Origin of the sequence: Neobacillus niacini NBRC 15566 (genome assembly GCF_001591505.1) — a bacterium.
Taxonomy (GTDB): Bacteria; Bacillota; Bacilli; order Bacillales; family Cytobacillaceae; genus Neobacillus; species Neobacillus niacini.
In genome coordinates this window covers 1-24,949 of sequence record NZ_BCVA01000064.1, presented here as the reverse complement: position 1 = coordinate 24,949, position 24,949 = coordinate 1, and the positions used below count along the sequence as shown (strand labels likewise).

The window sequence follows — 24,949 nt, the reverse complement described above, 5'->3', positions numbered from 1 at the left end:
ATAGGGTCTTAGGGACAAATTGACTGAGTACCAAGCAAGGATTTGTCCTTAATACAGGACCTTGATTATTCTCTGTATAATCATAATCAAAATAAAGGCTGTCGAGACATTCTCGACAGCCTGAGCCCTTTCAGCAGAAGGGCTTTTAGTTTGTATAGATTCTATCGATTGTAAATGAAAAAATATACCATTTAAATCTATTGAAAATTTTTCCAGTACCTTTATAGTAGATATTAGTGTGATAAATAATAGAATTAACGGGGGTATATGGGTGAAGAAAAAGGTGTGGATTTGGGTAGCGGCTATTGTGGGAATACTTATCATTGCAAGCACGGGTACATATTTATATGCAAATGCAGGAACAAAACAGGTAAGTAAAGATAATGGTGTAATGAATATTAGTGTACAAAAAGTCAGTGAACAAGAATTGGTAGAATCGATTCTTGTTACGGGTAAAATTGTCCCCGAAAGTGAACAAAAAGTCTATTTAGAACCTGAAAAGGGAGAAATTATTGAATTTAAAGTTACAGAGAACCAGGCTGTCAAAGCTGGGGACCCATTAGTAGTCTATGATTCTTCAAAAATAGAGAGTGAACTTAAGAAAGCTGTTCGTGAAAAAGAATTGCTGCAAAGTAGAGGGAAAACAGAACAAAGCCAGATTGCTGATTTTACGAAGCGCCTAGCCGAGGCGAAAAAGAAGTTGGAAACGCAGGGTACTAGTACAGGAGAAGGGGCACCTGAGGGCTTGCTAACACAAGAAGACATAAATCAGCTATCGAATGAAAAGGTTCAACAAGAAATGCAGTATGAAAATACAAAGACGGAAATTACATCGGCTGAGGATCGAATAAAAGAATTTAATGCACAGAAAAATCAAATGACGGTTGTTAGTAAAATGGATGGGATTATTGTAAAGGTTAATCAAAATCCAGTAAATACGGAGGCTGGTGCAACAGAACCTGTCATCCACATTATTTCTAGCCAACCCTATAAAGTGATTGGGTCAATGAGTGAATTTGACACAGTCAAGATTAAGGAAGGACAACCAGTTATTATCCGTCCAAAAGTTTTTAAAGATCGTGAATGGAAAGGAACGGTTGAATCTGTTTCACAATTTCCAAATGCCGATGGCGGCGGGGGAGAAGGATTTCAAGGCGGCGGTGGAGCTGGTAACGTGACTATGTATCCTTTTAAGGTTGTCATTACAGACGATACATCCGAGTTACGTCAGGGCTTCCATGTTTCCTTAGAAATAAAAGCAGGTGATGCCGCAAAAAAAATTGCAATCCCACATCCTGCTTTAATCGATGAAGCGGGGATCAAGGTTGTTTATATTTTAAAGGATGGGAAATTAGAAAGGCGCGAAGTGCAAACCGGAGTTATGAACGACGCTTTCATTCAAGTCACATCAGGAGTTTCGCCAGGAGAGCTTGCGGTCCTTACACCAACTGAAGAAATGCACGATGGAATGGAAGTGACCGACTATGATGAAGTTAAGTAATATTAGAAAAGTATATGGTAAGGGTTCATTAGAGGTTCCCGTCCTTCATGGTATTGATTTAACCATAGAAGATGGAGAATTTGTCGCGATTATGGGGCCTTCTGGATCAGGAAAATCTACGTTAATGAATATTATAGGTTTTCTGGATTATCCATCTTCAGGTACATATGAACTAAACGGCGAACAAATCGCTGCAGCAAAAGAAACCACCCTCGCGAAGCTTCGAAATGAGCATGTAGGATTTGTTTTTCAACAATTTTTCATGTTCCCTAGAGACAATGCAATTAAAAATGTTGCCTCACCGCTTGTATATGCTGGGGTTTCCAAACGGGAGAGAACAGCAAGAGCAAAGGAACTACTTGTAAAAGTTGGTTTAGGAGACCGGATGAAACACTTACCAAATCAATTATCGGGTGGCCAAAAACAGCGTGTTGCGATTGCAAGGGCGCTAGTCAATAATCCAACTATTCTTTTAGCTGATGAACCGACGGGTGCACTTGATTCGAATACAGGCGAACAAATAATGAAACTGTTCACACAGCTTAATGAAGAAGGAAAAACGGTCATCATTGTTACGCATGAAGAAGAAATAGCGGCCTATGCTAAAAGGATCATCACGATTAAAGATGGTTTGATCACGGATGACCGGAGGGTAACCACATGAACATATGGGATAGTTTTAAAATCGCCCTTTCGTCAATCTGGAATCATAAAATAAGGTCCATTCTTACCATGCTTGGTATTATCATAGGTGTAGCTGCTGTTATTACTATCGTAGCAATTGGTCAAGGTACAAAAAAGCAAATGACGGATGAATTGTTTAGTACCGACAAGAATGCGATTGATATTTATTATGAGTATATTCCCCCTGAAGATGACCCGGAAATGATGTTTTGGGAAGAACCAGAATTAACGTCTGAAGATGTCCAAACACTCTCTAAAGTTCCCGGAGTAAAGGCAGTGGTTGCAACGAATCAAGGCTGGGGAATGATGACACATAATGATGAGCAGGGTGAAATGCAAATTACCGGTGTTGGAGCGGAATTTTTCCCTGCTAGAGATATTCAAGTAGTTGAAGGACGATCTCTCTATGCAGCAGATAACGATGGTTTGAATCGGGTAGTGCTGATTGATACTATAGCAAGAGAAAAGTTCTTTAAGGAATCCGAAAACCCAATCGGGGAAATTATTAATCTAAATGATAATCCATATAAAGTCGTGGGTGTGTATGAATCACCGCTGCCAGAACAATTCCGAAATAAGGAAACGGGTGAAATGCTTATGCCGCGTTCTGTCATCTCTATGATGTTTGGAAATCGAGAAATTGAACAATTAAAAGTGATTGCAAGCGACCCTGAAAACATCTCTGAAACAGGCAGGCGCGCTGCTGAAACGTTAACAGCAGTAAAAGGTCTTGAAAACGGCAAGTATTCAACAAATGATTTCGAAGATTATGAACGAGAATTAAACACAATGATATCGTTACTAACACTGCTAATTGGAAGTATCGCAGGTATTTCTCTATTAGTAGGCGGAATTGGTGTCATGAATATTATGCTTGTTTCGGTAACGGAAAGGACAAGAGAAATTGGATTGCGGAAAGCCATTGGTGCGACAAGAAGGAAGATTTTATTACAGTTTCTTATTGAGTCCATCACATTAACCTCATTAGGAGGGCTGATTGGAATTGGTTTGGCAGCGATAGGCAGTATACTTGTTTCAGAGTTTTCGCCTATTACTGCAACCGTTAGTCCGTTGATCGTTCTAATTGGGGTAAGTTTTTCAGCCATAATAGGTATTATCTTTGGATTGCTTCCCGCGAACAAAGCCTCTAAGCTTAGTCCGATTGAGGCATTAAGATACGAATAACAGAAAATGAATGATCCCTCAGCTGAAAGGTCTGAAGGGATTTTTTTATATAATTTTCAGTTTAATAGTTATAAAGCGAAAGCTTACGTGTATTATTAATATACATACTAAAGCGAACGTGAAGTTGAGGTAATGTTTAAATGATGAAGACGGTATTAATAAATGAAGATACTTGCTATGCAATGGCTGAGCAAAAGGCAAGTAATTATTTTCAATCGCTGTATCAGCAAGTGATGCAAAAAAGCTATGTTACTACGCTTACAAGTGATATACAATCCTGGAAGCACAATCATATTCCCCATCATTCAATCGTAACTTTCCTTTCTCGCAGAAAGAGAAAACCGACTTCCTTTGAGTATCATAGTTATCTCCAATGGCTCGATTATACAGGAAAATTAGATAACTACCTAGATAGAAGCATCTCTTATATTTTTATGCGTGATTTAGGTAAAGCACTCGATTCTAAAGAGACAGAGGCAAGGATTCAAAGTGTTGTTACTAGTTTAAAAAATAATCTTACTCAATCCCAGGAAAATAAAAAAAATAAAAATGAGACTTTTTCGATGGCTTGGCTGTACAGATGGGCTCAGCAGGAATCAATTGAATTGACGATAATCTGGTTAATGAACAAACTAAAGAGAGTAGCTAACCATATTCCTCAGGGAATGGATGCGGATCATGCACAGCGAAAGCTAATTAAAATTATAGCTGGAGTTATTTTGCACGAGATGGAAGAAATGGGTGATAGAACTTCTGCTGATGGACGTGCTCATAGACTTGATAGAGCCATTCGGTTAGGTTATGCCTATGGTTTGACTTATCCCTTTATTGATGATCTTCTAGACTCCAAAGTTCTATCTGATAAAGAGAAAAAACAATACTCCGATTTAATTCGTACCACGCTTACCACGGGAGCAGTACCGAAATTGGGCAGTGATTGGGAAGAAGAGAATAAAGCTTTAATCACCTTCATTCATTCAGAGCTTCGGGAGGGATTTGAGTATATAAAAGCGCAACAGCGGCCAGAGACCATACGATCATTCTTTGAACAATCGTATGTATTTTTTCATTCACAGGAAGTGGACCGAGAAAAGGACTTAACAAATGAAGCATACACCAATGAAGAGCTCTACATCCCGGTCATTCTTAAATCTGCCTCCTCACGATTGATTGTCCGCTCCGTCATTACTGCAGAGGAAGATGAGGGCTTTGACAAACGAACCTTTTTTTATGGTATATACAATCAACTCGCAGATGACTTTGCAGATATGTTTGATGACTTGGAAAATGGTGCGGTCACACCCTATACCTATTTTCTGAAATATCATAATCAGCGTAATGATCTTATAAACCCATTTGAATTATATTGGAGTGTCATATCCAATTTAATACATCATGTTTATCATTCAGATAAAAAGGCCCGTGAGATCATTTTAAATCGCGCGATAAATGGATTAAAAAGATATAAAGAACGTGTAGGCATAAAAAAATACAATCAAGTAATGGAGATATTTGCTTCTGGGGTTCCGGAATTTAATGCAGTAATTCAAAAGATGGTCAATAAAGCCGATGATGTTGACTTCTTTGATAAACTTCTCCGAGATCATATGATTACCAGTCTTAAAAAGGATCGGAAAGAGCAAGAAGAATTTCAAGAGAGTATTGACAGTGTAAGGGAACAAATTAACCAGCTCTTACCTATCGCTAAAGATGAAACTGCAATTTTATTAAAAGAGCCACTTACTGAGGCAGCAAACTATAGTCTTGAAGGCGATGGAAAACGGCTGAGGCCAATCATTACGTGGATAATGGGTATAAATGAATATCAATTAAGTAAATCGGCCATTGTGCCGCTGCTGCGATCATTGGAATTTATGCATACTGCTTCCCTAATCTTTGACGACTTGCCATCCCAAGATAATGCGTCTATCCGTAGAGGACGTTCAACTCTTCACATGGTTTATAACAATGCAATTGCCGAGCTTACAGCCCTTTTTCTTACCCAGAAGGCGATAGAGGAACAATCAATGCTAGAAGATTTTGATTCGAAAACAGTACTAAGTTTGATTCAATATTCGGCGCAAATGACGGCAGAGATGTGTAAAGGACAGGCGATGGACTTAGGTTCTAGAGGTAAACCATTAACACTGGAACAATTGAATATGTTGTGTTTTTATAAAACCGGAATCGCCTTTGAAGCTGCTCTCATTATGCCGGCTATTCTTGCCCATACAACAGAATTGGAAATGCAAGCGTTGAAAAAGTATGCCTATCATGCCGGAATTGCATTTCAAATTAAAGATGACCTCCTTGATGTTGAAGGGGATACGAACACACTTGGAAAATCCGTTGGAAAAGATGCAGAAAATAATCATTCGACCTTTGTATCAATCTTAGGCTTAAATGGAGCTAAAAAAGCGATGTGGGAACATTATTGTCTGGCAATGGAGACCCTTCAAGAGATACCGCGAAATACCGCTTTTCTCAAGCATTTACTCAACTATATGGTCCACCGTGAACATTAATCGATGTATTGACCAAAAAGGTAACACCCCCAGGGATGTTACCTTTTTGTGTGTCAGCAAGAAAAAAGGAAGAAAATGAAAATTTTTTTCAAATAGTAATGAATATTTCTATTATTTGTAATAAAATAATATCTCGCGAGGGGGATTATTATGAATTTATTAAAAACTACATTGGGTCATTTTAAACCATATTGGAGAAAGTTACTGCTTGCTCTTGCCTTTTCGTTAATTGGCGGAGCATTTACCATCTTGCCTCCAATATTGGCAGGTAAACTAGTGGATGAAGTAATTGGTGCCCGAGATACAACCTTTTTACTATGGATTGTTGGTGGTGTACTAATCGCTTTTCTAGGCAAGTCTTTGTTTGAAACCTTGCAGGAGTATGTGCAGGTGAAAATCGGTCTAGATGTGATAACAGACATGCAAATCCGTGCATTTAAAAAGCTGCATCGAACACCGATGTCTTTTTTTACTACAACACCTCGAGGAGATATGTTATACAGGTTAACTCATGATGTCGAGTCCGTTCAAAACTTAAATAATACGGTCGTTCCTCGTATATTACAGCAAGTTATTGGTGCGATTGCTGCTTTTACAGCTGTATTCGCATTGTACTGGCCGGCAGCCATTGTCATGTTTGCGGTATTTGCCATTTACATATTTCCTTCATTTAAACTAGGGATAACGATGCGGAAAATGAGCGCTGTGCAAAGAGAGATGAGCGCAGACATGTATCAGCACCTACAGGAAAGCATTGAAAGTACTAGACTTGTTAGGACATTTCAGACGCAGAAAAAGGAAATTGAAACGCAGCAGAAAAAACAGACAGAATGGAAAAACTACTCGATCCGTGCAGCTTTAATTGGAAAGGTCAATTGGCGGTTAGGCAATCTATTTAATATAGCAACTCCCGGTGTTGTTATGTTAATTGGGGGCTTCTCCATTTGGAAAGGCAATCTTACCATTGGAACCTTGATTGCTTGTCTTAACTTTATTCCGATTATGTTTTTGCCTGTCCGGTCGTTGGCTGAGAATGCTTTAACGATTCAACAGGCAATTCCAGCACTACAAAGAATCTATGAATATTTCGATTTGCCGGAAGAGCATGAAGAACACCTGCCAGCCTTTGGTGCAGTTCAGGGTAAGATTAACTTAGATAATATTTGGTTTACTTATCCTAACAGTGATAAAAAAATCCTAAAAGGCGTATCACTCTCAATGGACCAAGGGAATCACATTGGCATTGTTGGTACAAGCGGAGGCGGGAAAAGTACACTTATACAGATTCTCCTTGGTTTATATGAACCTGAGAAAGGGTCGGTTCATATCGATGGAAAGAATCTTTTTGCCTGCAACCGAAATAGCTTTAGGCAGCAGGTAGGAGTCGTTTCTCAGGAAACGTTTCTCTTAAACAGTACGCTGCGAAATAATCTTTTATATGGAAAAAAGGAAGCAACTCAAGAAGAATTAGATAAAGCGGTTGAAGCTGCGGGGTTAACTGAATTAATACAATCTTTGGACGATAAGTATGAAACGGTGGTCGGTGAACGCGGATTAAAGCTATCCGGTGGACAGAGGCAAAGGGTAGCACTTGCAAGAGCCATTCTACGCCAGCCGCCAATTTTGATCTTCGATGAAGCGACATCCTCCTTGGATGGGGAGACAGAAGAAAAGGTCCAGGAAGCACTTGAACAATTAATTCCAGGCAGAACAACCATCACAATCGCCCACCGGTTGATCACAGTCAGGAATGCAGATAAAATCCTCCTTTTAGATCAGGGCATGGTGGCAGAAGAAGGAACACATGAAGAACTGCTGGCATTAAAAGGGCAGTATTATGAATTATATAAAGCCCAATATAGTGAGTTGGAAAAGGAGATGATTGGATGAGCGTAAACACAGTCTCCCAGCAAAATAAGAATCGTGATGGCCGCAGAGTTCTGGCGTTTTTAAAGCCTTATAAAAAGTGGGTAATTGCTGACTCAATTGTTATCGCGATAAGTCAGGTTTTTTCAGCCTTAATCCCAACATTAGCCCTGAGTTGGCTTGTGGATACTATCATTCCGAATGAGAACCACTCCTGGCTATGGGGGTTGATGTGGTTATTAATCTTTTCTTCCATCTTTGATTTAGTCATGATGGTTATTGATGAATATTTTTGTCATCAGACAGCAAAGACAGTTACCAATTGGCAAAAGCTGCGTCTATTTAGGCATTTGCAGATACTGCCTTATTCCTTTTACCATAACAATTCTTCTGGTGAATTGCTGGCAAGAGTCTCGGATGACCCTGATACTCTCCATAACTTTCTTGCTTGGGAAGGTTCCACCTTTATGGCAAGTGTTCAGGGGGTATTTATTTACAGCCTTGTACTGCTTTGGATTCATCCTTATTTAATGATTACCAGTGTAGTCCTCGGTGTTATCTTTTATTGGACTTCTAATTATGTTGGAGTCAGGACTAGAGCTGCCTCTGCAGACGCGAGACAAGAGGCTTCTAGATATCTTGAAAGGCTGAGAGAATCGGTTACGGGAATCCATTTATCTCGGGTGATGGGAGTCTCAGAAAATGAAGTGGAAAGTGTTATTGCTATCCGAAACTCTTTCGTAAAGCATTCCATCAAGGAATTAAAGGCAAGAATGCAATCCGTAGTGGTCATTGCCAGTTATAATGGATTTGCCTTAGCCATTGTCTACCTGATTAGTACATTATTAATTTGGAATGATAGTTTGACAAGCGGACAAATGCTTACCGCGGGTGGATTGGTCACGATTGCAGCTAACGAAATGCAGCGATTGCTGCGTAACTGGCTATCTGTCAGAAGAACTGGACCAGCGTTAGACCGTTCAGATATACTCCTTTCTCACCAGCCAGCGGAAGCTGAAGTACTGGAAGGCATAAAAGGTGGAAGGGCTAGCGGCAGTATTAAGCTGAAAGATGTAACGTTCGCTTATCCAGAAAAAGAAGAAAACGTGCTGTCAGGGGTTACTTTTGATATCCATGCTGGTGACAAAGTAGCACTAGTCGGGCCAAGTGGTTCAGGGAAGTCTACCATCGTAGATTTGCTATTTAGATTTTATGAGACTAGCAATGGTCGGATTGAAGTAGATGGCAGAAATATTACTGAATGGGACACAGCGTGGCTGCGTTCACAAATAGCAATCGTGACCCAAGATGTTCAATTGCGGAATGGTACCTTGGCGGATAACTTAAGAATCGGAAAGCCAGACGCAACGGATGAAGAATTATTTAAAGCCTTACATGATAGCGGTCTGGATGAACTAGTGGAAAGTCTGCCGGAAGGCTTGAATACAAAGGTAGGAGAACGGGGAAGTCTTCTTTCTGGAGGACAGAAGCAGCGTTTATCGCTCGCTAGAGCCATTATTAAAGATGCACCTATATTAATTCTAGACGAAGCCAGTTCTGCTCTTGACCCTATCACCGAAACGAAAATCAATGAGTCCGTTTTGAAAACAGGTAAGAAACAAACGATTCTTATTATTTCTCACCGTCTTTCAACCGTTCTCTCAGCAGATAAGATTATTGTTTTAGAAAATGGAAAAATTGCCGAACAGGGCGGACACGTAGATTTACTGGAAAATAGCAACGGAGTCTATGCTAGACTGTTTGGAAGAGAAGTAGAAATTGGAGAAGAAACAATCAGCCATTCAATGTAATAAAGTCATTTAAAAGAGTCTTTCGTTCCCAAGAAAGACTCTTTTTTATACGATATGGACTAATTGGTAAAATTACCCCAAATTATATCTGCTCTGCTATGGTAATATCTTATATAAGATATTTTAGAAAAGTAGGTGTGGAACATAATGAAGAATCATAAAATAGAAGAAATTCTCGAAAAAGAATTAGTCATTGCACTGGGCTGTACGGAGCCAGTGGCGATTGCATTGGCAGCAGCAACTGCAAAAAGCTATGCAAAAGGGCAAATTGAAAAGATAACTTTAAAAGCGAGTGGAAATATAATAAAAAATGCTAAGTCTGTTGGGATTCCTGGAATGACTGCTAGTGGGCTTAATTTCGCTGTAGCTCTTGGAGCTGTGTCGGGGGATCCAATGAAACAATTGGAATTATTGGATGGACTTACTTTTGAAGATGAACACTCCGCTTTAAGACTAATAGAAGAAGGTAAAGTATTTTCTGGTCAAGCCGATACACCAAAAAGACTTTATATTGAAGTGACCCTAAAAACCAATCAGAATACTTCTAAAGTGGTTATTTCTGATAATCATAGCAATATTACGTTAATCGAAGTTGACGGTAAGGTTGTGTTTCAAGGTGGATGCGAAAATATCGGAATTCAGTCTAATGAAGAGGAATTATTCACACTGACAATTGATGAAATTGTTGAATGGGTTCAAATGGTCGATATACACAGCTTATCTCTCGTAAAAAAGAGTATCGAACTAAATAAAGTAATTGGACAAGAAGGTCTTCAAGGGGATTATGGATTAAAAGTAGGGAAAACCATTAAGGAAAATGTAAAAAAGGGAATTCTATCAGATGATATAGCCACAGCAGCGATGTCCTTAGCTGCCGCAGGATCGGATGCTAGAATGGCAGGTTCAACACTGCCAGTAATGGCGAACACTGGAAGTGGCAACCAAGGAATTGCCGTGACACTTCCAGTGGTGGCAGTCGCAGAAAAATTGCAGGTTTCAGAGGAAAAGATGATCCGAGCAGTTGCACTTAGCCATCTTATTACAATTCATATTAAATCAAAGTTTGGTCGGCTTTCAGCATTATGTGGTGTAACCGCTGCAGGAATGGGTGCAAGTGGGGCAATCGTTTATTTACTTGATGGACAACTGGATCAAATTAAAGCCGCAATTCAAAACACCATTGGTAATGTTTCGGGAATGATTTGTGATGGTGCCAAGGCTGGCTGTGCGATGAAAGTATCTACCTGTTCGAATGTAGCGGTACAATCAGCTCTTCTAGCACTCAACAATCAAGAAATTAAATCTACTGATGGATTTATCCATGACGACGTGGAGAAAAGTATTGAAAGCTTTTGTAAGTTGGGAAATGAAGGGACAAGGCATACGGACGAACTAATCTTAAAGTTGATGATGGAAAAATAAGTAAATTCACCAAAGACTTCAAGTAAAATTCCTAATATTTTTGGAATATGTGCAGATACTACTTCTGAAATAATGAAGGAGGTGTACATATGCCAAAGGCTAAACAATATGTTGACCAAGGTATGTCATCGGTGCAAAACACGGTTGATACACTGCAACAAGCACTAAGTAACGCTGAAAAACCAGATAACAAAAACAAGATCCAACAAGCAATTAATTCCCTAAACGAAGTCCAGCAACAATTATCAGGGTATCAAGATTAATGAACAGTGCCTGACATCTAGATGTCAGGCACTGTTTTTGTACTAATATTTGGGCTTCATCCATATTTTCGATAAATCTACATAACCAAAATGCTTCATTTTGATGTTCATTAAATTAATGGAAAAAGGTATTTGCCTCTTTGAATAATAGAGCGGGATACAGTGGGAATTTGTTATTAGATAATCTTCTATTTTTAAATGCTGATCCATCCATTGTTCAAAGGGCAAATAATCATAGGCTAGGATAGAATTCTGTAAAAAAGAATCAGATTGTATTAAATTTCGCAGTGGTGAAAAGTTATTTTTCATAAAATTAAAAAAGGAAAAGCTTTGGTTTAACTCAAATATTTCTCCATGTATAAATAAATCCGCATTTACTTTTAAATCATCATCATACACGGCATTGTGAAACGAGACTTCCTCTAACTCTACTTTAATCCCTGCTCTTTCAAGGATGTTCTTCAGCCAAATGGTTACATCCTTGGCGTAGCCTGTGTACTTCATTTGTAATGGTTGTGAAAGTGATGGCTTTGCTATTTTTGGCATTGAATAAGGCTTGGAAAAACCGATTAAGCAACCAGAGCAATTTTCGGAAATAAGTGCATTAATTGTAGATATTTGCGAACGATTTTTGTCTATCAACATATGAATGTAATCCCTAACTTCCTTTCTAGCAATATCGGTATGACGATTACTATTCATCACAACAATACCAAAGCCCGAGTCACTTTCCACTTTAAAGGTTCCAACCTCTTTTGATTCATGGGCCCCATAATATACATTTCCAAACTCTCTCGAAACCTGGATAAATTCTACAGTATCTAATAGCGGGCGCTCACCGTAATATTGTTTGAAAGCGCGTAATATGGTTTTCTCCTCTGTATTCTCTCCCATATAAAAGCTGCCTGTTCCAATGACCTGACCGTTTGATTCTTTATAAATACTCGCGGTTATCATACTAAGAAGCGGCAAAATATAGGTACAGCCACTTGGAAATTCAATTTCTACGATTAGAGGTGCAGAAGAATATATCTTTGTGATTGGTTTCCATAGTTCAGCATATATTTCATCCTGTTTCATCAGAGAAAAGGATTCGACAACGTCCTCCGCATTGAGAATGGAACCATCATGAAAGGCTACATCTTTTCGAAGGTATAATGTTAACTTCTTATCGGTGACTTCCCAGCTATGAGCAAGCTCGGGAATGATTATATTATCCTCCTCCAATGCTACGACACGGTTGTAAATGTTTGCAATTAAGTTTGCACTATGTACATCTGCGGCCTTTAATGGATGATACGTTAAAAAGCGGTAAAATCGGGGAATGATTAATCGATCCTGCTCCTCTTGATGAAATCCAAATTTAGTTTGAAATCGCGTCATTAAACGTTGCTTAGTTCCTAGTGACCATTCATATAATAATAATTTACTTACTTCCTCAATCGAGTATTTTTCTAATTTTGATAAAAATTGTTGTTCATACTCTGATTCCACGTCCTTAATCCATTTTAGTTTTGATTCGTTCCCCCGGCCCACGCCAGCTTGAAATGTAAGCCAGCCATCTTCTTGCCATTGTTTTAGTTTTCGTCGTGTTTGCTTTGTACTGAGATTAATTATTTCTGCAAGCTGTTGTACTTTTACCTCTCCAGCAGCATCAGAATTCCATAATGTTAGTAGATATTGGTCCATATTCTCATTCCTTTTAAAAGTAGACATTATTTTGAAAATTGGTCATTTTTAAATTCTTACGTCTAGTTTACTATAAATAGTATGAAAGGTGTTGGTATTTTATGGCATGGAAAGACTATCCCCAAAATATTAAGGTTCGACTGATTACCTCGTTCTTTAACCGAGCGATTGGCAGCTCAGTAATGCCGTTTATGGCGCTCTTCTTTGCACAGCATAAGGGTGCTGTTTGGGCGGGTATTTTCTTAGCAATTACGGTCATTATTAGTTTTTTTATTAACTTTATCGGCGGCTATATTTCAGACCGTTTCCCTCGTAAAAAAATTATTATCACATCATCGGCGTCTAGTGCAGTTATGTTTGCTCTAATGACTGTGAGCTTATTGCCAGACCAAAAATGGATTGTATTGTTTGCGGTCAGCTATGTAATTTTTACGATTACCAGCAGTCTCGGCCGTCCTGCCGTGCACGCAATTATTATTGACTCGACAACGCCCGAAAATCGGAAAAGTGTTTATGCTCTTGATTATTGGCTGGTTAATCTAGCAATGGCTATCGGGGCTGCATTGGGCGGCCTTTTATATGTGGGTCATCAATTAGAGCTTTTTATCACGCTCACGGTCGTTTCAATTAGTTTGCCGATTGCCTATGGAATATGGCTGCAGGATACTCGAGTTAAACTACTGGAAAAAAAGCATGAAAATATTTTTATGGATCTGTTCCAAAATTATAAAGTTGCTTTTCAAGATAAACCATTTGTTATGGCCGTTGCGGGTTCAATGTTTATCTTTGCAGCTGAATTCTCACTTAACAGTTATATCGGGGTGCGATTAGCGAAGGAATTCAAATCAATATTCATCGGAAACTTTGAAGTGGCAGGGGTAAGAATGCTCAGTTTCCTAAATATCGAAAATATGCTGATGGTAGTGGCCCTAACATTCTTTGTAACGAAAATGACAGATAAATTTTCTCCAAGGAAAATGCTGCTTTTAGGACTTCTGCTGTATAGTGCAGGCTATACCATTGTCACATCCGCTAATATATGGTACGTTTTGGTTTTATTTAATGCCATAGCGACAATAGGTGAGCTTATTTATTCGCCGATTGCCAATGCTGAAAAAGCAAATATGATGCCAGAGGATAAACGCGGATCCTATTCTGCCTTTTCTAATTTAGGTTTTAGTGGAGCTGATTTAATCGCTCGTGGTGCGATTGTTTTGGGGGCATTTTTAGTGCCGACGATGATGTCGGTTTACTTAGGTATCATTTTAATGGCTGGGACATTCCTTCTCTATAGTGGACTTTTTGTCGTAAATAAAATACGCGTTCAAAAAAATATGTCAACATAATTGGAGGTTTAAGGTAATAAAAGTTGAGATTAGAAGACCTAAAATCGAAGATACAGAGGAACTTAACCTATTTTTTAAGACGGTCTTAACTGATACCTTTGCAAGAGAAGGATTAGCGGAGTTAGTCGAAGATATTGAAGCTGATATTGAAAGTAAGAAAAAGTATTTGAAATTGGATTTTGAGACTAGAGGAGAGAAAAGATATTTTTTAATAGCTTTGGCTGAAGACAAAATTATTGGGACAATAGCATGGGGGACAGCAAATGAACTGATTCAAGAGTGTACCAATGGAGAACTCGGGACGATGGTTGAAATTGGGACGGTATACGTACACCCCGATTATCAAAGACAGGGTGTCGGGAATAGACTCCTAGCGGAGATGTTACAGATATTAATAGCCCGGGGAATTCAAGAGTTCTGTCTTGACAGCGGCTTCAAAACTGCCCAAACGATCTGGTATAAGAAATTCGGAGAACCTGAATATATACTAAAGGATTATTGGGGACAAGGACAAGATCATATGATATGGAAAATAGCAACGAATGGGGCCTATTTTTAAAAAATAGGCTTCTTTTTATTATTATGTTGTACTACATAATATTATAGTGTTATAATGTGGTAGTATGATAATATGGTAACGTGCTAAAGTGAATTTGATAATAAAAGGGGTATATACAAATGAAGAAACAATTAGCAATTATGATTCTTATAGTAAGTGCAATACTTGTAATTTTTACAGGGTGCTCTAAATCAACAAGTAAAGAGGAAGAAACACTTGTCATTGGTATCGATGATAAATTTGCGCCAATGGGGTTCCGTGATAAGGATAATAATATTGTAGGTTTTGATATTGATTATGCTAAAGCTGCATCAGAAAAAATGGGTACGGAAGTTACATTTCAGCCGATTGACTGGAAAACAAAAGAAGCAGAGCTTAGCAGCGGTAGAATTGATTTAATCTGGAACGGATATACCATCACGGATGAACGGAAAGAGAAGGTCCTTTTCACAAAACCATATCTGAAAAATGCACAGGTACTTGTGACCCTAGCTGATTCTGAGCTTACAAAGCTAGACGATTTAGATGGTAAAGTAGTTGGACTTCAGTCACTTTCTTCAGCTTCAGATGCCTTGAATGCTTCTCCGGTAAAAGATAAACTTAAGACCGTTACTGAATTTGCAGATAATGTACAAGCTTTGACAGACTTAAAGAGTGGTCGCTTAGATGCGGTGGTCATTGATGAAGTTGTTATTGATTATTATATGACGAAAGAAGAAGGTACATTTAAGGTGCTTGATGAATCACTGGCTCCAGAAGAATATGGAATTGGTGTGAAAAAAGGAAATGAAGAATTGCTTGAAAAGCTCCAAAAGGCACTTGATGAGATGAACGAGGATGGAACAGCTGCTAGTATTTCTGAAAAGTGGTTTGGAGAAGATAAAGTACTAAAGTAATATGAAAATAAGGTGAAACAGGATTTCCATTGGGAACCCTGTTTTGTTTTTGGAGGAGTTTTCAATGACGTTAGACTATTTTACGTCCATTCTGGTACCAATGCTTGAAGGTGCACAGATGACCGTTCTATTGTTTTTTATTGCTATTATCGTCTCAATTCCATTTGGTTTCTTGCTTACGCTTGCTGTAAAAAGCAGCTTGAAGCCTTTATCCTTACTTGCTCAGGGTTATATTTATATCATGAGGGGGACGCCTCTGTTACTGCAATTACTGCTAATTTGCTTCGGACTTCCGATGCTGCCTGTAGTTGGTGAGTATTTAGTTTTAGACCGATTTGTTGCAGCTTGTTTAGGGTTTGTCTTAAATTACGCTGCATACTTTGCTGAAATTTTCCGCGGTGGACTCCTGGCAATTGATAAAGGACAATATGAAGCTTCACAGGTTCTTGGATTAAGTAAGTGGCAGACAACAACAAGAATCATCTTACCCCAAATGTTTCGGGTCACACTGCCGGCTATTGCAAATGAATCGGTGACACTTGTTAAAGATACTGCTTTGCTCTATGCTGTTGCAGTACCAGAGTTGCTGCACTACGCTCAAACTGCCGTAAACCGTGACTTTACTATTGTTCCATTTTTTGTCGCTGGAGTAATTTATCTCATTATGACACTCGTTCTAACCTTTATTTTTAAAGGGATTGAAAAAAGATACAAATTTGAATAAGAAGGATTGGTAAATGTGGCTATCATTGAGGTTTCCAACCTTAGAAAATCGTTTGGCAAGCTGGATGTGCTAAAACAGATAACATTTGATGTAAATAAAAATGATGTAATAGCGGTAATTGGACCGTCTGGTTCCGGGAAAAGCACCATGCTCCGCAGTTTAATTCACTTGGAAGAAATAAATGCAGGAAGCATTACGATCGATGGTGATTCATTCGTTAAAGATGGAGTCTACGCTAAACCGCAGGAAATCAAAAAGATTACTTCAAAAATGGGGATGGTCTTTCAGCATTTTAATCTATTTCCACACTTGACGGTTAAAGAGAATTTAGAACTGCCTCCTAAATTAGTAAAGAATGAGCCGATAGAAATGATTCAGCAGAGAAGTAATGATCTGTTGAGGAAAGTTGGTCTTACTGAGAGAGCGGATGCTTATCCTGCAAATCTATCAGGCGGCCAAAAACAACGGGTGGCTATTGCTAGAGCTTTAATGATGAACCCTGAAATCCTTTTGTTTGATGAACCAACCTCAGCGCTGGACCCTGAATTGACTGGGGAAGTTCTAGAGGTAATTAAGGCACTTGCCAAAGAGCAGATGACGATGATAGTCGTTACTCATGAGATGGGCTTTGCCAGGGAAGTTGCTAATCGGGTTATTTTCATGGATAACGGAGAAATTATTGAATCAGGGCACCCTGCAGAATTGTTTACTAATCCTAAGAATGAACGGACGAAAGCCTTCTTGAGCAGAAGTTTGAAATAATTAGAAAGCAAAAAGGGATACAGTCATTAGAAGCTGTATCCCTTTTGTTTGTACAAATTAACTTCCGTATTCTCCGGTATCATGGCTTATCTGCCAATGGATACCGAATTTATCAGTTACCTGTCCATAGAGTTTTGCCCAGAAGGTTTCTTGCAGCTCCATGGTAACCTTTCCGCCGTCTTTTAGTTGATCATACCAAGATTGGATATCATCTAAATTTTTACTTACTAGTGCCATTGTCACGTTGTTGCCTTCTACAAATGGCGATCCAGGGAAATTGTCAGAGAACATAACAGTACTTCCATCAATATTCAGCCGAGTGTGCATGACTAAATTTTTTGCTTCCTCTGGCATAGGGTAATCAGGATGCTGCGGTTGATCACCAAAGGTCATAATTTGCGGTGCTTCCGTTTTAAAAACCTTCGCATAAAACTCCACTGCTTCACGGGTATTACCATTAAAAACAAGATAAGCATTTATTGGCATTTTCTTCACTCCTCTTAAATGGCTATGTACAAATTCCATTCTATCCGATTAATTCGATATTAATCTGTTTTTATCCTTTTTATATCAGCGGATTTAAATGAAAATAATCGAGCGCCTGATTGATATCATAAAAATCATATATTTTTTTCTCAAGGCAGAACTGGATGACTAGATCAAAGGTATCGCTGTCAGATAGCGTGTAGCCAGCGGAACTTAATAGTCTTTCAGTTTCTATTTTCGTTAGTTCCAGTGCAAGTGCTAGGGCGATAACTGTATTTTTCCTGGTTTGTACTCTGGTTTTGAGCGTATTTTTGAAAAATGCCTGCGATCTATTCCGGCACGTCTGTAAACATCACTATCACTGATGCCCTTCTTATCGATAAAACAGAACAAAGTCTGATTGAAGGCAGGCTGACGTTTATCTTTAATAAATTCCTCTATATCAATCGATTGAATATCCTTAGAAATCAATCTTTCTTCAGAACTGTATAGCGTCATTTCATGAAGTACTGGTTGTAAGTGAGTGTCAACATAATGCTGCAATTCTTCTAATAGTTCTCGATCAAACATAACCTACCCCCAAAAGTGTCGCTTATCAAGCGACCAAATAATGGATAAACTCACCTATTATTATAATATAAATAAATGGGAAGGATGATAGATTATGAACAGTAACCTAACAGAAATTATTTTTCTTCTCGACCGGAGCGGTTCGATGGGTGGTCTTGAAGGTGATACAATTGGGGGATTTAATGCATTTATTGAAAGACAAAGAAAAGTAGAAGGAAAAACATTGGTCACAGCCGTTCTGTTTGATGACCACTATGAAATGGTATGGAATGGTATTGAGGCAGAAAACGTGAGACTGACATCAAACGAATATTATGTTAGAGGGTGTACAGCGCTGCTTGACGCGATAGGAAAAACGATTCTAGATGTTGGTTATCGATTAGCAAAAACCAATGAGAACGAAAGGCCAGGCAAGGTTATTTTTGTGATATCAACGGATGGCTTTGAGAATGCCAGCAGGGAATATTCTTACAAAAAGGTGAAAGAGTTAATTAGTCATCAACAGGAGAAATATAACTGGGATTTTATCTTTCTTGGGGCTAATATCGATACTGAAAGAGAAGCGGACAGTCTGGGTATCAATGTTGAAAATGCATATAGCTTTGAGGCATCAGAAGAGGGAGTAGAATGTATGTATAAGATGGTAAGTGAGGTAGTGAGAGAAAAAAGACAATCCGGGCAAAGAGAGTGATCCAAGAGATTAAGGGATACCATTCTCTTGAAGGAAACAATGTAAGTTTAACTGAATGCCTATCGTTGATATGTTCATTGATAGGCATTATGTGGGTTATGTGATTTTTTGCTATTCTATAATACCAGTACTCATGATAGAGACCTTAACATTTACATCAAAGGACATATTAGGATAAAGCCTTAGCCATTCTTTATCGGTATCCTTAGAATGCAGCCTCGTCGCTTTATACCGAACACCAAAACCTAAAGGGTCTACTTCATTTTCCTGTAACTTACTAAGCAGGGCTGTGATGTCTTTGTTTGCTTCTTCACTCGCCTGCTTACTAAAGGTTTTAAGGGCATTTATATTCATTCCTTGGTTGGATTCCTCAATAATTCCTTCCATTGAAATATCCATTTTTATGACTGGTTTCTGTTTTGGATTTGTGATGATTTTAAAACTGGTTTTTGCTGTATCGATGGAAACGGTATATTGTAGGTCGTCCCTTTTCACCGTTAAATCCGTCCTTTGAACGTTATTCGCCAGCAGATTATATATTTTAGTCTCCTTAGGGTTCAGTTTTAAAGGATCTTTATTTTTAGCAAGGAGGATAGAGCTATTCACAATAATTTTCTTCTTATCTTTACTTGCACTTAAAACTGGCAAAATTGGATCTATTCCCGTCTCTAGCATTCTCCGCCTAAGGTCAAAAAGAAAAGTAGTTACGATGTATGAACTTTCAACCCCATTTTGATCAAAAAGATTAAATAAGGCATGGGAGCCTGCCATTTCGGACGAAGGCTCTGCCTTTAAAACACTTTCAGCATTTGGTTTCCCAACGGCTACCCAGGAGATTCTCTGAATGTCCCTTCTTCGGACAAAAATGTCCAGCACCTCTGTTAAGTCATGGTGAAGGATTTCCTTTCCTAACACAATCACTTTTGCATGCCCAAAATCGATTTCTTTATCCACCTGTGTCTTTAATAGGCGAATGGCTGATGCGATTGATTCACTTTCCTTTGTCAGATAAGTATATTCAGTACCTGATTGCTTTAGGGAACCAGAGGGAACTGCAAGTTTAAGGATGATCTTGTAAGGTTTCTCTTCGTTATCCGTATGATCAATCCCGACAGAAAGGACGAAAATTCTTTTGTCGATGTCTTTAAATCCACATCCTGATTGAATCATCAGTGATAGTGCGAGTACTGTAGCAGTAAAGGGTCTTCCTAAACGATGTACGGATATCTTCAAACCTTAGCCCTCCTTTTAATCATCCAAAAAAGGCCAAACATTACAGCAAATGAACAGAGCAGGTAATTCAGAAAATAGCTTGAAAACTGAATAAGTTGGTATTCAGTCAAGTTGGTAACACTTTTTAAGCCTCCCAGCCAAAAAAGCACGATAAAAAGATAAGGGGTAAGGTTATGTTTGTACAATGTCATTTTTTTAAACCACAAAATGCTTTTCAGCAGTTCCAAGGTAACATGCCAGTGTATCAGAACGCTCAGAAAAGAAATGGCCAAGTATAGGAGCAGGAAGATATAAAGCACACGCTCTACAATAAAAAATTCTAATCGAAGAGTATCGCTGGTTGTAATCCATGGGTAAACCACGTGTTCGACTGCATCAAACCCGAGCATTCCAATCGGAATAAAAAATGTAGTAACAAACGTCCCACCCCCAATGAACCCTATAAAGAGCATGTTTTTCCAGTTGATTCGCTGTTCTCTTTTAAAAAGGCGATTAAAGATGACGAGATTAAATCCACCTAATAATAAATAGATAGAAGCGGCGACTGCTGGAAAACTAGGATAGTGATTGATATACATTAGCGATTCTTTGATAAAATCCAACTTCAACTCAGGTGCTGTGTATGCTTTGAGTGTAATAACAAAAATAAAAGGCAGACAGAATAACAGAACGGTCTCAATTGTAAAAAGGACACTCTTGCTTTTCATCAAAATGCCATAGGAGAGAAAAGCCAAGAAGGTGGCTGTAATCCAGGTCAAAGGCATATCCGGGGTTAAAAACCTTTTTAATAAAAAGGAGAATGTCACTAATGTAATAAGACCAGCGATATACCATGTGAACGAAGTGACAAAAATCATCGTAAAGGATAACCACCGGGGAAGATACTTCTTAGTCAAGTCAGGAAGACCTTTACCAGGGAATAAATTAAAAAAACGGGTACAGAGATAGCAGAAAACCAATCCTAAAAAAAAGGAAATTATCATGGAAACGATTGCTCCCTCCGTCCTATGTGATATGAGAATCTTGGGGACGGAGGCGACAACATTGGCTACCATATTGACAAAGACAAGGTAAAAAAAGTAACGGTTCATGTGGAAGTCCTCTCCGTTTCTGTTCGCTTGCTCTGAAGGTAGATCTTAAAATAGGGTTCTCCGAAACTGTCCAATTGTGCCAAATACATAAGTAATCCGATTAAGCCAAATAACAAACCTGCTAGACCAGCAAAACTGGAGAAGGCAAGGAGAATAAAACGAACCACGCGTATGGCAAAACTCATTTCATTAATCGGTATGACAAAGGTTGATATCGCCACGGCACCCACAATAATAATCATAATATTGGATGCAAGGGCTGCTTCTGTTGCAGCTTGTCCCAGAATGAGTCCTCCAACTGTTGTGGCAGTACCAGTTACCGCCTTTGGCAGGCGGATACTGGCCTCTGTTAAAAGTTCCATGAAAACAAGCAAAAAGAGAACCTCAATAAACGAGGGGTATGGGACACCAATTCTGCTTCCTGCTACAGATAGGGCAAGCTCTACTCGGAAAACTTCGGGATTGTAGGATGTAGCCGCCACGTATAATCCTGGGAGGATTAGACAGGCAAACAATCCAAAATAGCGGAGTAGTTTTAAGAATTTCGTGATCCAGTAGGATCCGTATTTATCATCCATCGATGACATAAAGTCAAAAAAGACAGCAGGTGCAAGGACGGTAGTATGACTGCCATCGAGTAAAAGAATAACCTTGCCTCCTGCTAGGTTATAAACGACACGGTCGGTGCGCTCTGTCATCATCATGATGGGCATTAAGGAGCGTTTTTTATCGTTTAGTAAACGGTTCAACTCCATGGTTGATTGGACCGTTTGCGGTTTAATTGACTTGAGTTTGTTTTTAATGCTATCTAAGACTTCATTGAGGACAACTTCTTCGTCATAGAGAATGGCCAAGGTAAGATGAGTTTTTTCGCCTATATCCATCGTCTCTACTTTAAGCGAAGGCTTATGGTAGCGCTGGCGAATAAGATTTATATTAGTAGCAATATCCTCACTCAGAGATAATTGAGGTCCTTGAATCGTCGGCTCTATCATGGTTTCTAAAACAGAATCCGATTTGACTCTTTTTAAATCCAATAATAGGAGTTGGTTCCGAATTGCAACAATCACACTACCCTTGGTCAATTCAAGCAGAATTTGTTCTTTTGCTTCTATATCTTGCAGGTTTGGAAGCGAGTTTAGGTAGGCTTCTACATGCCGGTCGTTTCCCAATTCAAAGAAAGGCTTAATGACTAGCTGTTGGAGTTGTGCTCCATCCACAACGGTTTTGATGTATAAAAGCTCTGCATGTTTATCATCAATATGTAATGGTTTGTACACCAAATCAAAGGATGGCTTTATTTCCTCTGATAACCAGTCGAGCGTCTTACGGATGTTCCCTTTATTATTTTTTATTAAACTCATTCAAACCTCTCCTCCTAATCGGTTATCCCTCAGTTACCAGCAATTTGCATGTTTTCTTAGAAGAAGGGAATTTTAGGTTTATCTTGTCCTCATTGGCAATCATCATACACATTATGATTAGGTTGTTAGGGGCACGCTTTTTTGTTAAGGTGAAAATGGTAGCAGTGATATCAAGTGTTATTTTGAAAATAAAATGATTTTCTATCTGGAATGTGAAGAAAGAAGGAATGAGTAGTGGCTTATCGAGTGAAAGATACGATGATTTCAGAAACAAAAATTAAACAAAGAGTAAAAGAATTAGCAGAGGAAATTGAAAGGGATTTTAACAATGAAGCTATCATGTTAATTGTTGTGCTTAAAGGTTCGTTTGTTTTTGCAGCTGATTTGATTCGTGAGATGAAAGGAGCTATTAACGTAGATTTCATATCCGTTTCAAGTTATAGCGACCAAACAGAAACAACTGGAAAAGTGAAGCTTTTAAAAGATCTTGATGAAGATATCACGAATAAAAATGTTGTGGTGGTTGAAGATATCATTGACAGTGGCTTGACATTGCACTTTTTGAGAGACCATTTAAATATGCATAAACCGAAGCAGATTAAAATTTGCACACTTTTAGACAAGCCTGAAAGAAGAAGAGTGGATTTACCAGTCGACTATGTTGGATTTGTCATCCCAGATGAATTCATCGTGGGATATGGAATTGACTACGCGCAAAAGTATAGAAACTTACCTTATATTGCGACCGTGGAAGAGGTTTAGTTTCCTAAATCCAGGAGGAGGTTTTCTGGTTTGACGGCAAATATTTTTAAAGGAAAGAATGAAGAAGAAAAAAATAACCTTGAAGAAATTCTGGAACATTCAATTGAAGTAGAAGAAGATCTTATGAGGACGTACCTGATTACAGCGGAGCGGATTCATGATGATGATGAATTAAAAGAGCGGCTCGAAAATTTTGCAGAAGGAAATGCAAAAAGAACAAAACAGCTGATTGATGAATTGAACGAAAGTAAAGAGAGATAAACGGAAGCTGTGGGAAATGAAAATATTCCCACAGTTTTTAGTATTCCGGCAGGATGATAGGTGTTAGCAATAAAAAGTGATTCAAATCATGTATATGGCTTTAAAAGTGTGATTTAATGAAGGTAAGGAATAGTTAGGAGGTATTAAGTCAATGGGTATGAATGAAATACCTTCTAGTGAAAAAGAAAATTCACATCTTCTAAGAAATTCTACCTTAGTGAAGGATTTAAAAGCGCTTTTTAAGGCTGGTGTATTGCTTGCTAATGTCCTGCCTGTCTTTTCTGGATTCTGGTTAGCCCTGCACTTTACTGGAAAATCTTTAGTAGATAACCTGGGAGTATTCCTCTTAACGATCATCGGCAGCACATTGGTCATGGCGGGAGCATTGATCTTGAATAATTGGTATGATGTGGATATTGATACAATTATGGAAAGAACCAAAAAACGCCCAACAGTAACAGGCAATATTCCTCTTAAAGTAGTTTTAATAATGGGGATTACCTTTACCATAATCGGTTTCATCATGTTATTATTTACGACTATCGAAGCGGCCTTTTATGGTTTCGTTGGTTGGTTCACATATGTACTTTTGTATACGATGTGGTCAAAACGGAGATATACGTTTAATACAATCATCGGGAGTGTATCAGGGGCTGTAACACCGTTAATCGGGTGGGCAGCGATTGAGTCAAGCATGCATATCGTTCCGATTATTTTGTTTCTCATCTTATTTGTTTTTCAAATGCCACATACATTTGCGATTGCAATGAAAAAGTGTGAAGAATATCGAGCTGCCGGTGTGGCGATGCTTCCAGTAGTTAAGGGATTCAAAAATACCAAAGTGCAAATTTTAATCTATGTCGCCTGTTTACTTCCACTGCCATTTTTCTTAGGGCAGCTTGGTGCAGTATTTATTGTGATTGCCACACTGTTAAATGTCGGCTGGCTGGCAGTAAGTATTAAAGGCTTTTTTGTGAAAAATGATCTAAAATGGGCGCATGTAATATTTTTGTATTCAGTAAATTATATAACAGTCCTATTTTTATTGATGGTTGCTGTGACCCTTTTTTAAAAAAGAGCACTGCCCCTGACCTGCATTAATTTTGCAGGCCAGGGGCAGTTTTTTTTGCACTGTTAGAGCAAACGAAAATCCTTATGAAGGACAAATCTCGGTGTAGAATCTTTTGATTTGTCTTTCATCACGCGAATGAAGGACAAATCTCGGTGTAGAATCTTTTGATTTGTCTTTCATCACGCA

At 38.6% G+C, this 24,949-nt stretch carries 23 protein-coding genes; 17 read left to right on the top strand and 6 right to left on the bottom strand.

The genetic code is table 11. The features are described from left to right. Positions 1 to 271: 271 nt before the first annotated feature. The 8 genes from BANA01_RS26600 (at position 272) to BANA01_RS30090 (ending at position 11,257) form a co-directional block, all read left to right on the top strand. On the top strand, positions 272 to 1,501 hold the full coding sequence (locus BANA01_RS26600) for an efflux RND transporter periplasmic adaptor subunit (protein WP_063255392.1): 1,230 nt from the start codon (positions 272 to 274) through the stop codon (positions 1,499 to 1,501). Next, on the top strand, positions 1,485 to 2,165 hold the full coding sequence (locus tag BANA01_RS26595; protein ID WP_063255391.1) for an ABC transporter ATP-binding protein: 681 nt from the start codon (positions 1,485 to 1,487) through the stop codon (positions 2,163 to 2,165). Before BANA01_RS26600 ends, BANA01_RS26595 begins: the two co-directional genes overlap by 17 nt. Continuing rightward, positions 2,162 to 3,370 (top strand): ABC transporter permease, encoded by a 1,209-nt coding sequence (locus tag BANA01_RS26590; protein WP_063255390.1) that lies wholly within the window; start codon positions 2,162 to 2,164, stop codon positions 3,368 to 3,370. The genes BANA01_RS26595 and BANA01_RS26590 overlap by 4 nt, the downstream gene beginning before the upstream one ends. Before the next feature lie 140 nt (positions 3,371 to 3,510). After that, positions 3,511 to 5,895: a polyprenyl synthetase family protein gene (locus BANA01_RS26585; protein ID WP_063255389.1), complete on the top strand. Its 2,385-nt coding sequence runs from the start codon at positions 3,511 to 3,513 to the stop codon at positions 5,893 to 5,895. A gap of 150 nt (positions 5,896 to 6,045) precedes the next feature. Continuing rightward, the gene (locus BANA01_RS26580; RefSeq protein WP_063255388.1) at positions 6,046 to 7,785 is read left to right on the top strand and encodes an ABC transporter ATP-binding protein; all 1,740 of its coding nucleotides are present in this window, start codon (positions 6,046 to 6,048) and stop codon (positions 7,783 to 7,785) included. Continuing rightward, positions 7,782 to 9,572, top strand: coding sequence for an ABC transporter ATP-binding protein (locus BANA01_RS26575; RefSeq protein ID WP_063255387.1), 1,791 nt, complete (start codon positions 7,782 to 7,784; stop codon positions 9,570 to 9,572). The genes BANA01_RS26580 and BANA01_RS26575 overlap by 4 nt, the downstream gene beginning before the upstream one ends. 147 nt (positions 9,573 to 9,719) lie before the next feature. After that, a complete protein-coding gene (locus tag BANA01_RS26570; protein ID WP_063255386.1) occupies positions 9,720 to 10,994 on the top strand; it encodes an L-cysteine desulfidase family protein in 1,275 nt (424 codons plus the stop codon). A gap of 89 nt (positions 10,995 to 11,083) precedes the next feature. Further along, the gene (locus tag BANA01_RS30090) at positions 11,084 to 11,257 is read left to right on the top strand and encodes a hypothetical protein (protein ID WP_169803753.1); all 174 of its coding nucleotides are present in this window, start codon (positions 11,084 to 11,086) and stop codon (positions 11,255 to 11,257) included. A 42-nt stretch (positions 11,258 to 11,299) separates the two neighbouring features. Here BANA01_RS30090 and BANA01_RS26565 read toward each other — a convergent pair whose 3' ends face one another. Then, positions 11,300 to 12,946 (bottom strand): ABC transporter substrate-binding protein, encoded by a 1,647-nt coding sequence (locus tag BANA01_RS26565; RefSeq protein WP_063255385.1) that lies wholly within the window; start codon positions 12,944 to 12,946, stop codon positions 11,300 to 11,302. 101 nt (positions 12,947 to 13,047) lie between these two features. Here BANA01_RS26565 and BANA01_RS26560 point away from each other — a divergent pair, with 101 nt between their 5' ends. The 5 genes from BANA01_RS26560 to BANA01_RS26540 all read left to right on the top strand — a co-directional run bounded on the left by BANA01_RS26560 (position 13,048) and on the right by BANA01_RS26540 (position 17,233). Further along, the gene (locus BANA01_RS26560; protein WP_063255384.1) at positions 13,048 to 14,292 is read left to right on the top strand and encodes an MDR family MFS transporter; all 1,245 of its coding nucleotides are present in this window, start codon (positions 13,048 to 13,050) and stop codon (positions 14,290 to 14,292) included. 16 nt (positions 14,293 to 14,308) lie between these two features. Next, positions 14,309 to 14,851, top strand: coding sequence for a GNAT family N-acetyltransferase (locus BANA01_RS26555; protein ID WP_063255383.1), 543 nt, complete (start codon positions 14,309 to 14,311; stop codon positions 14,849 to 14,851). Positions 14,852 to 14,970: 119 nt separating this feature from the next. Further along, positions 14,971 to 15,747: an amino acid ABC transporter substrate-binding protein gene (locus tag BANA01_RS26550; protein WP_063255382.1), complete on the top strand. Its 777-nt coding sequence runs from the start codon at positions 14,971 to 14,973 to the stop codon at positions 15,745 to 15,747. Positions 15,748 to 15,811: 64 nt separating this feature from the next. Continuing rightward, entirely contained in the window at positions 15,812 to 16,471 is a 660-nt protein-coding gene (locus BANA01_RS26545; RefSeq protein WP_063255381.1) for an amino acid ABC transporter permease, read from the top strand. 15 nt (positions 16,472 to 16,486) lie between these two features. After that, positions 16,487 to 17,233, top strand: a complete 747-nt coding sequence (locus BANA01_RS26540; protein ID WP_063255380.1) for an amino acid ABC transporter ATP-binding protein — start codon at positions 16,487 to 16,489, stop codon at positions 17,231 to 17,233. 57 nt (positions 17,234 to 17,290) lie between these two features. Here the strand turns inward: BANA01_RS26540 and BANA01_RS26535 are convergent, their stop codons facing one another. Together BANA01_RS26535 and BANA01_RS30475 are read right to left on the bottom strand one after the other, a co-directional pair. Continuing rightward, positions 17,291 to 17,719, bottom strand: a complete 429-nt coding sequence (locus tag BANA01_RS26535) for a VOC family protein (protein ID WP_063255379.1) — start codon at positions 17,717 to 17,719, stop codon at positions 17,291 to 17,293. Positions 17,720 to 17,977: 258 nt separating this feature from the next. Next, entirely contained in the window at positions 17,978 to 18,289 is a 312-nt protein-coding gene (locus BANA01_RS30475; protein ID WP_235847244.1) for a hypothetical protein, read from the bottom strand. A gap of 94 nt (positions 18,290 to 18,383) precedes the next feature. Between BANA01_RS30475 and BANA01_RS26525 the strand changes: the two genes are divergently transcribed. Then, positions 18,384 to 18,980, top strand: a complete 597-nt coding sequence (locus BANA01_RS26525) for a vWA domain-containing protein (protein WP_063255378.1) — start codon at positions 18,384 to 18,386, stop codon at positions 18,978 to 18,980. 111 nt (positions 18,981 to 19,091) lie between these two features. On the opposite strand, the gene BANA01_RS26520 is transcribed toward BANA01_RS26525, so the two are convergent. The 3 genes from BANA01_RS26520 to BANA01_RS26510 are packed head-to-tail and all read right to left on the bottom strand — an operon-like array spanning position 19,092 to position 22,668. Next, positions 19,092 to 20,213 (bottom strand): Ger(x)C family spore germination protein, encoded by a 1,122-nt coding sequence (locus BANA01_RS26520; protein ID WP_063255377.1) that lies wholly within the window; start codon positions 20,211 to 20,213, stop codon positions 19,092 to 19,094. Next, entirely contained in the window at positions 20,210 to 21,304 is a 1,095-nt protein-coding gene (locus tag BANA01_RS26515) for a GerAB/ArcD/ProY family transporter (protein WP_063255376.1), read from the bottom strand. The genes BANA01_RS26520 and BANA01_RS26515 overlap by 4 nt, the downstream gene beginning before the upstream one ends. Next, on the bottom strand, positions 21,301 to 22,668 hold the full coding sequence (locus tag BANA01_RS26510) for a spore germination protein (RefSeq protein WP_063255375.1): 1,368 nt from the start codon (positions 22,666 to 22,668) through the stop codon (positions 21,301 to 21,303). Before BANA01_RS26510 ends, BANA01_RS26515 begins: the two co-directional genes overlap by 4 nt. 258 nt (positions 22,669 to 22,926) lie before the next feature. Here BANA01_RS26510 and hpt point away from each other — a divergent pair, with 258 nt between their 5' ends. From hpt to cyoE, 3 genes are all read left to right on the top strand, one after another. Beyond that, entirely contained in the window at positions 22,927 to 23,430 is a 504-nt protein-coding gene (hpt, locus tag BANA01_RS26505) for a hypoxanthine phosphoribosyltransferase (protein WP_063255394.1), read from the top strand. A gap of 30 nt (positions 23,431 to 23,460) precedes the next feature. Then, entirely contained in the window at positions 23,461 to 23,691 is a 231-nt protein-coding gene (locus BANA01_RS26500) for a hypothetical protein (protein WP_082799689.1), read from the top strand. A 151-nt stretch (positions 23,692 to 23,842) separates the two neighbouring features. Further along, on the top strand, positions 23,843 to 24,763 hold the full coding sequence (gene cyoE / locus BANA01_RS26495; RefSeq protein ID WP_063255374.1) for a heme o synthase: 921 nt from the start codon (positions 23,843 to 23,845) through the stop codon (positions 24,761 to 24,763). Positions 24,764 to 24,949: the final 186 nt, after the last annotated feature.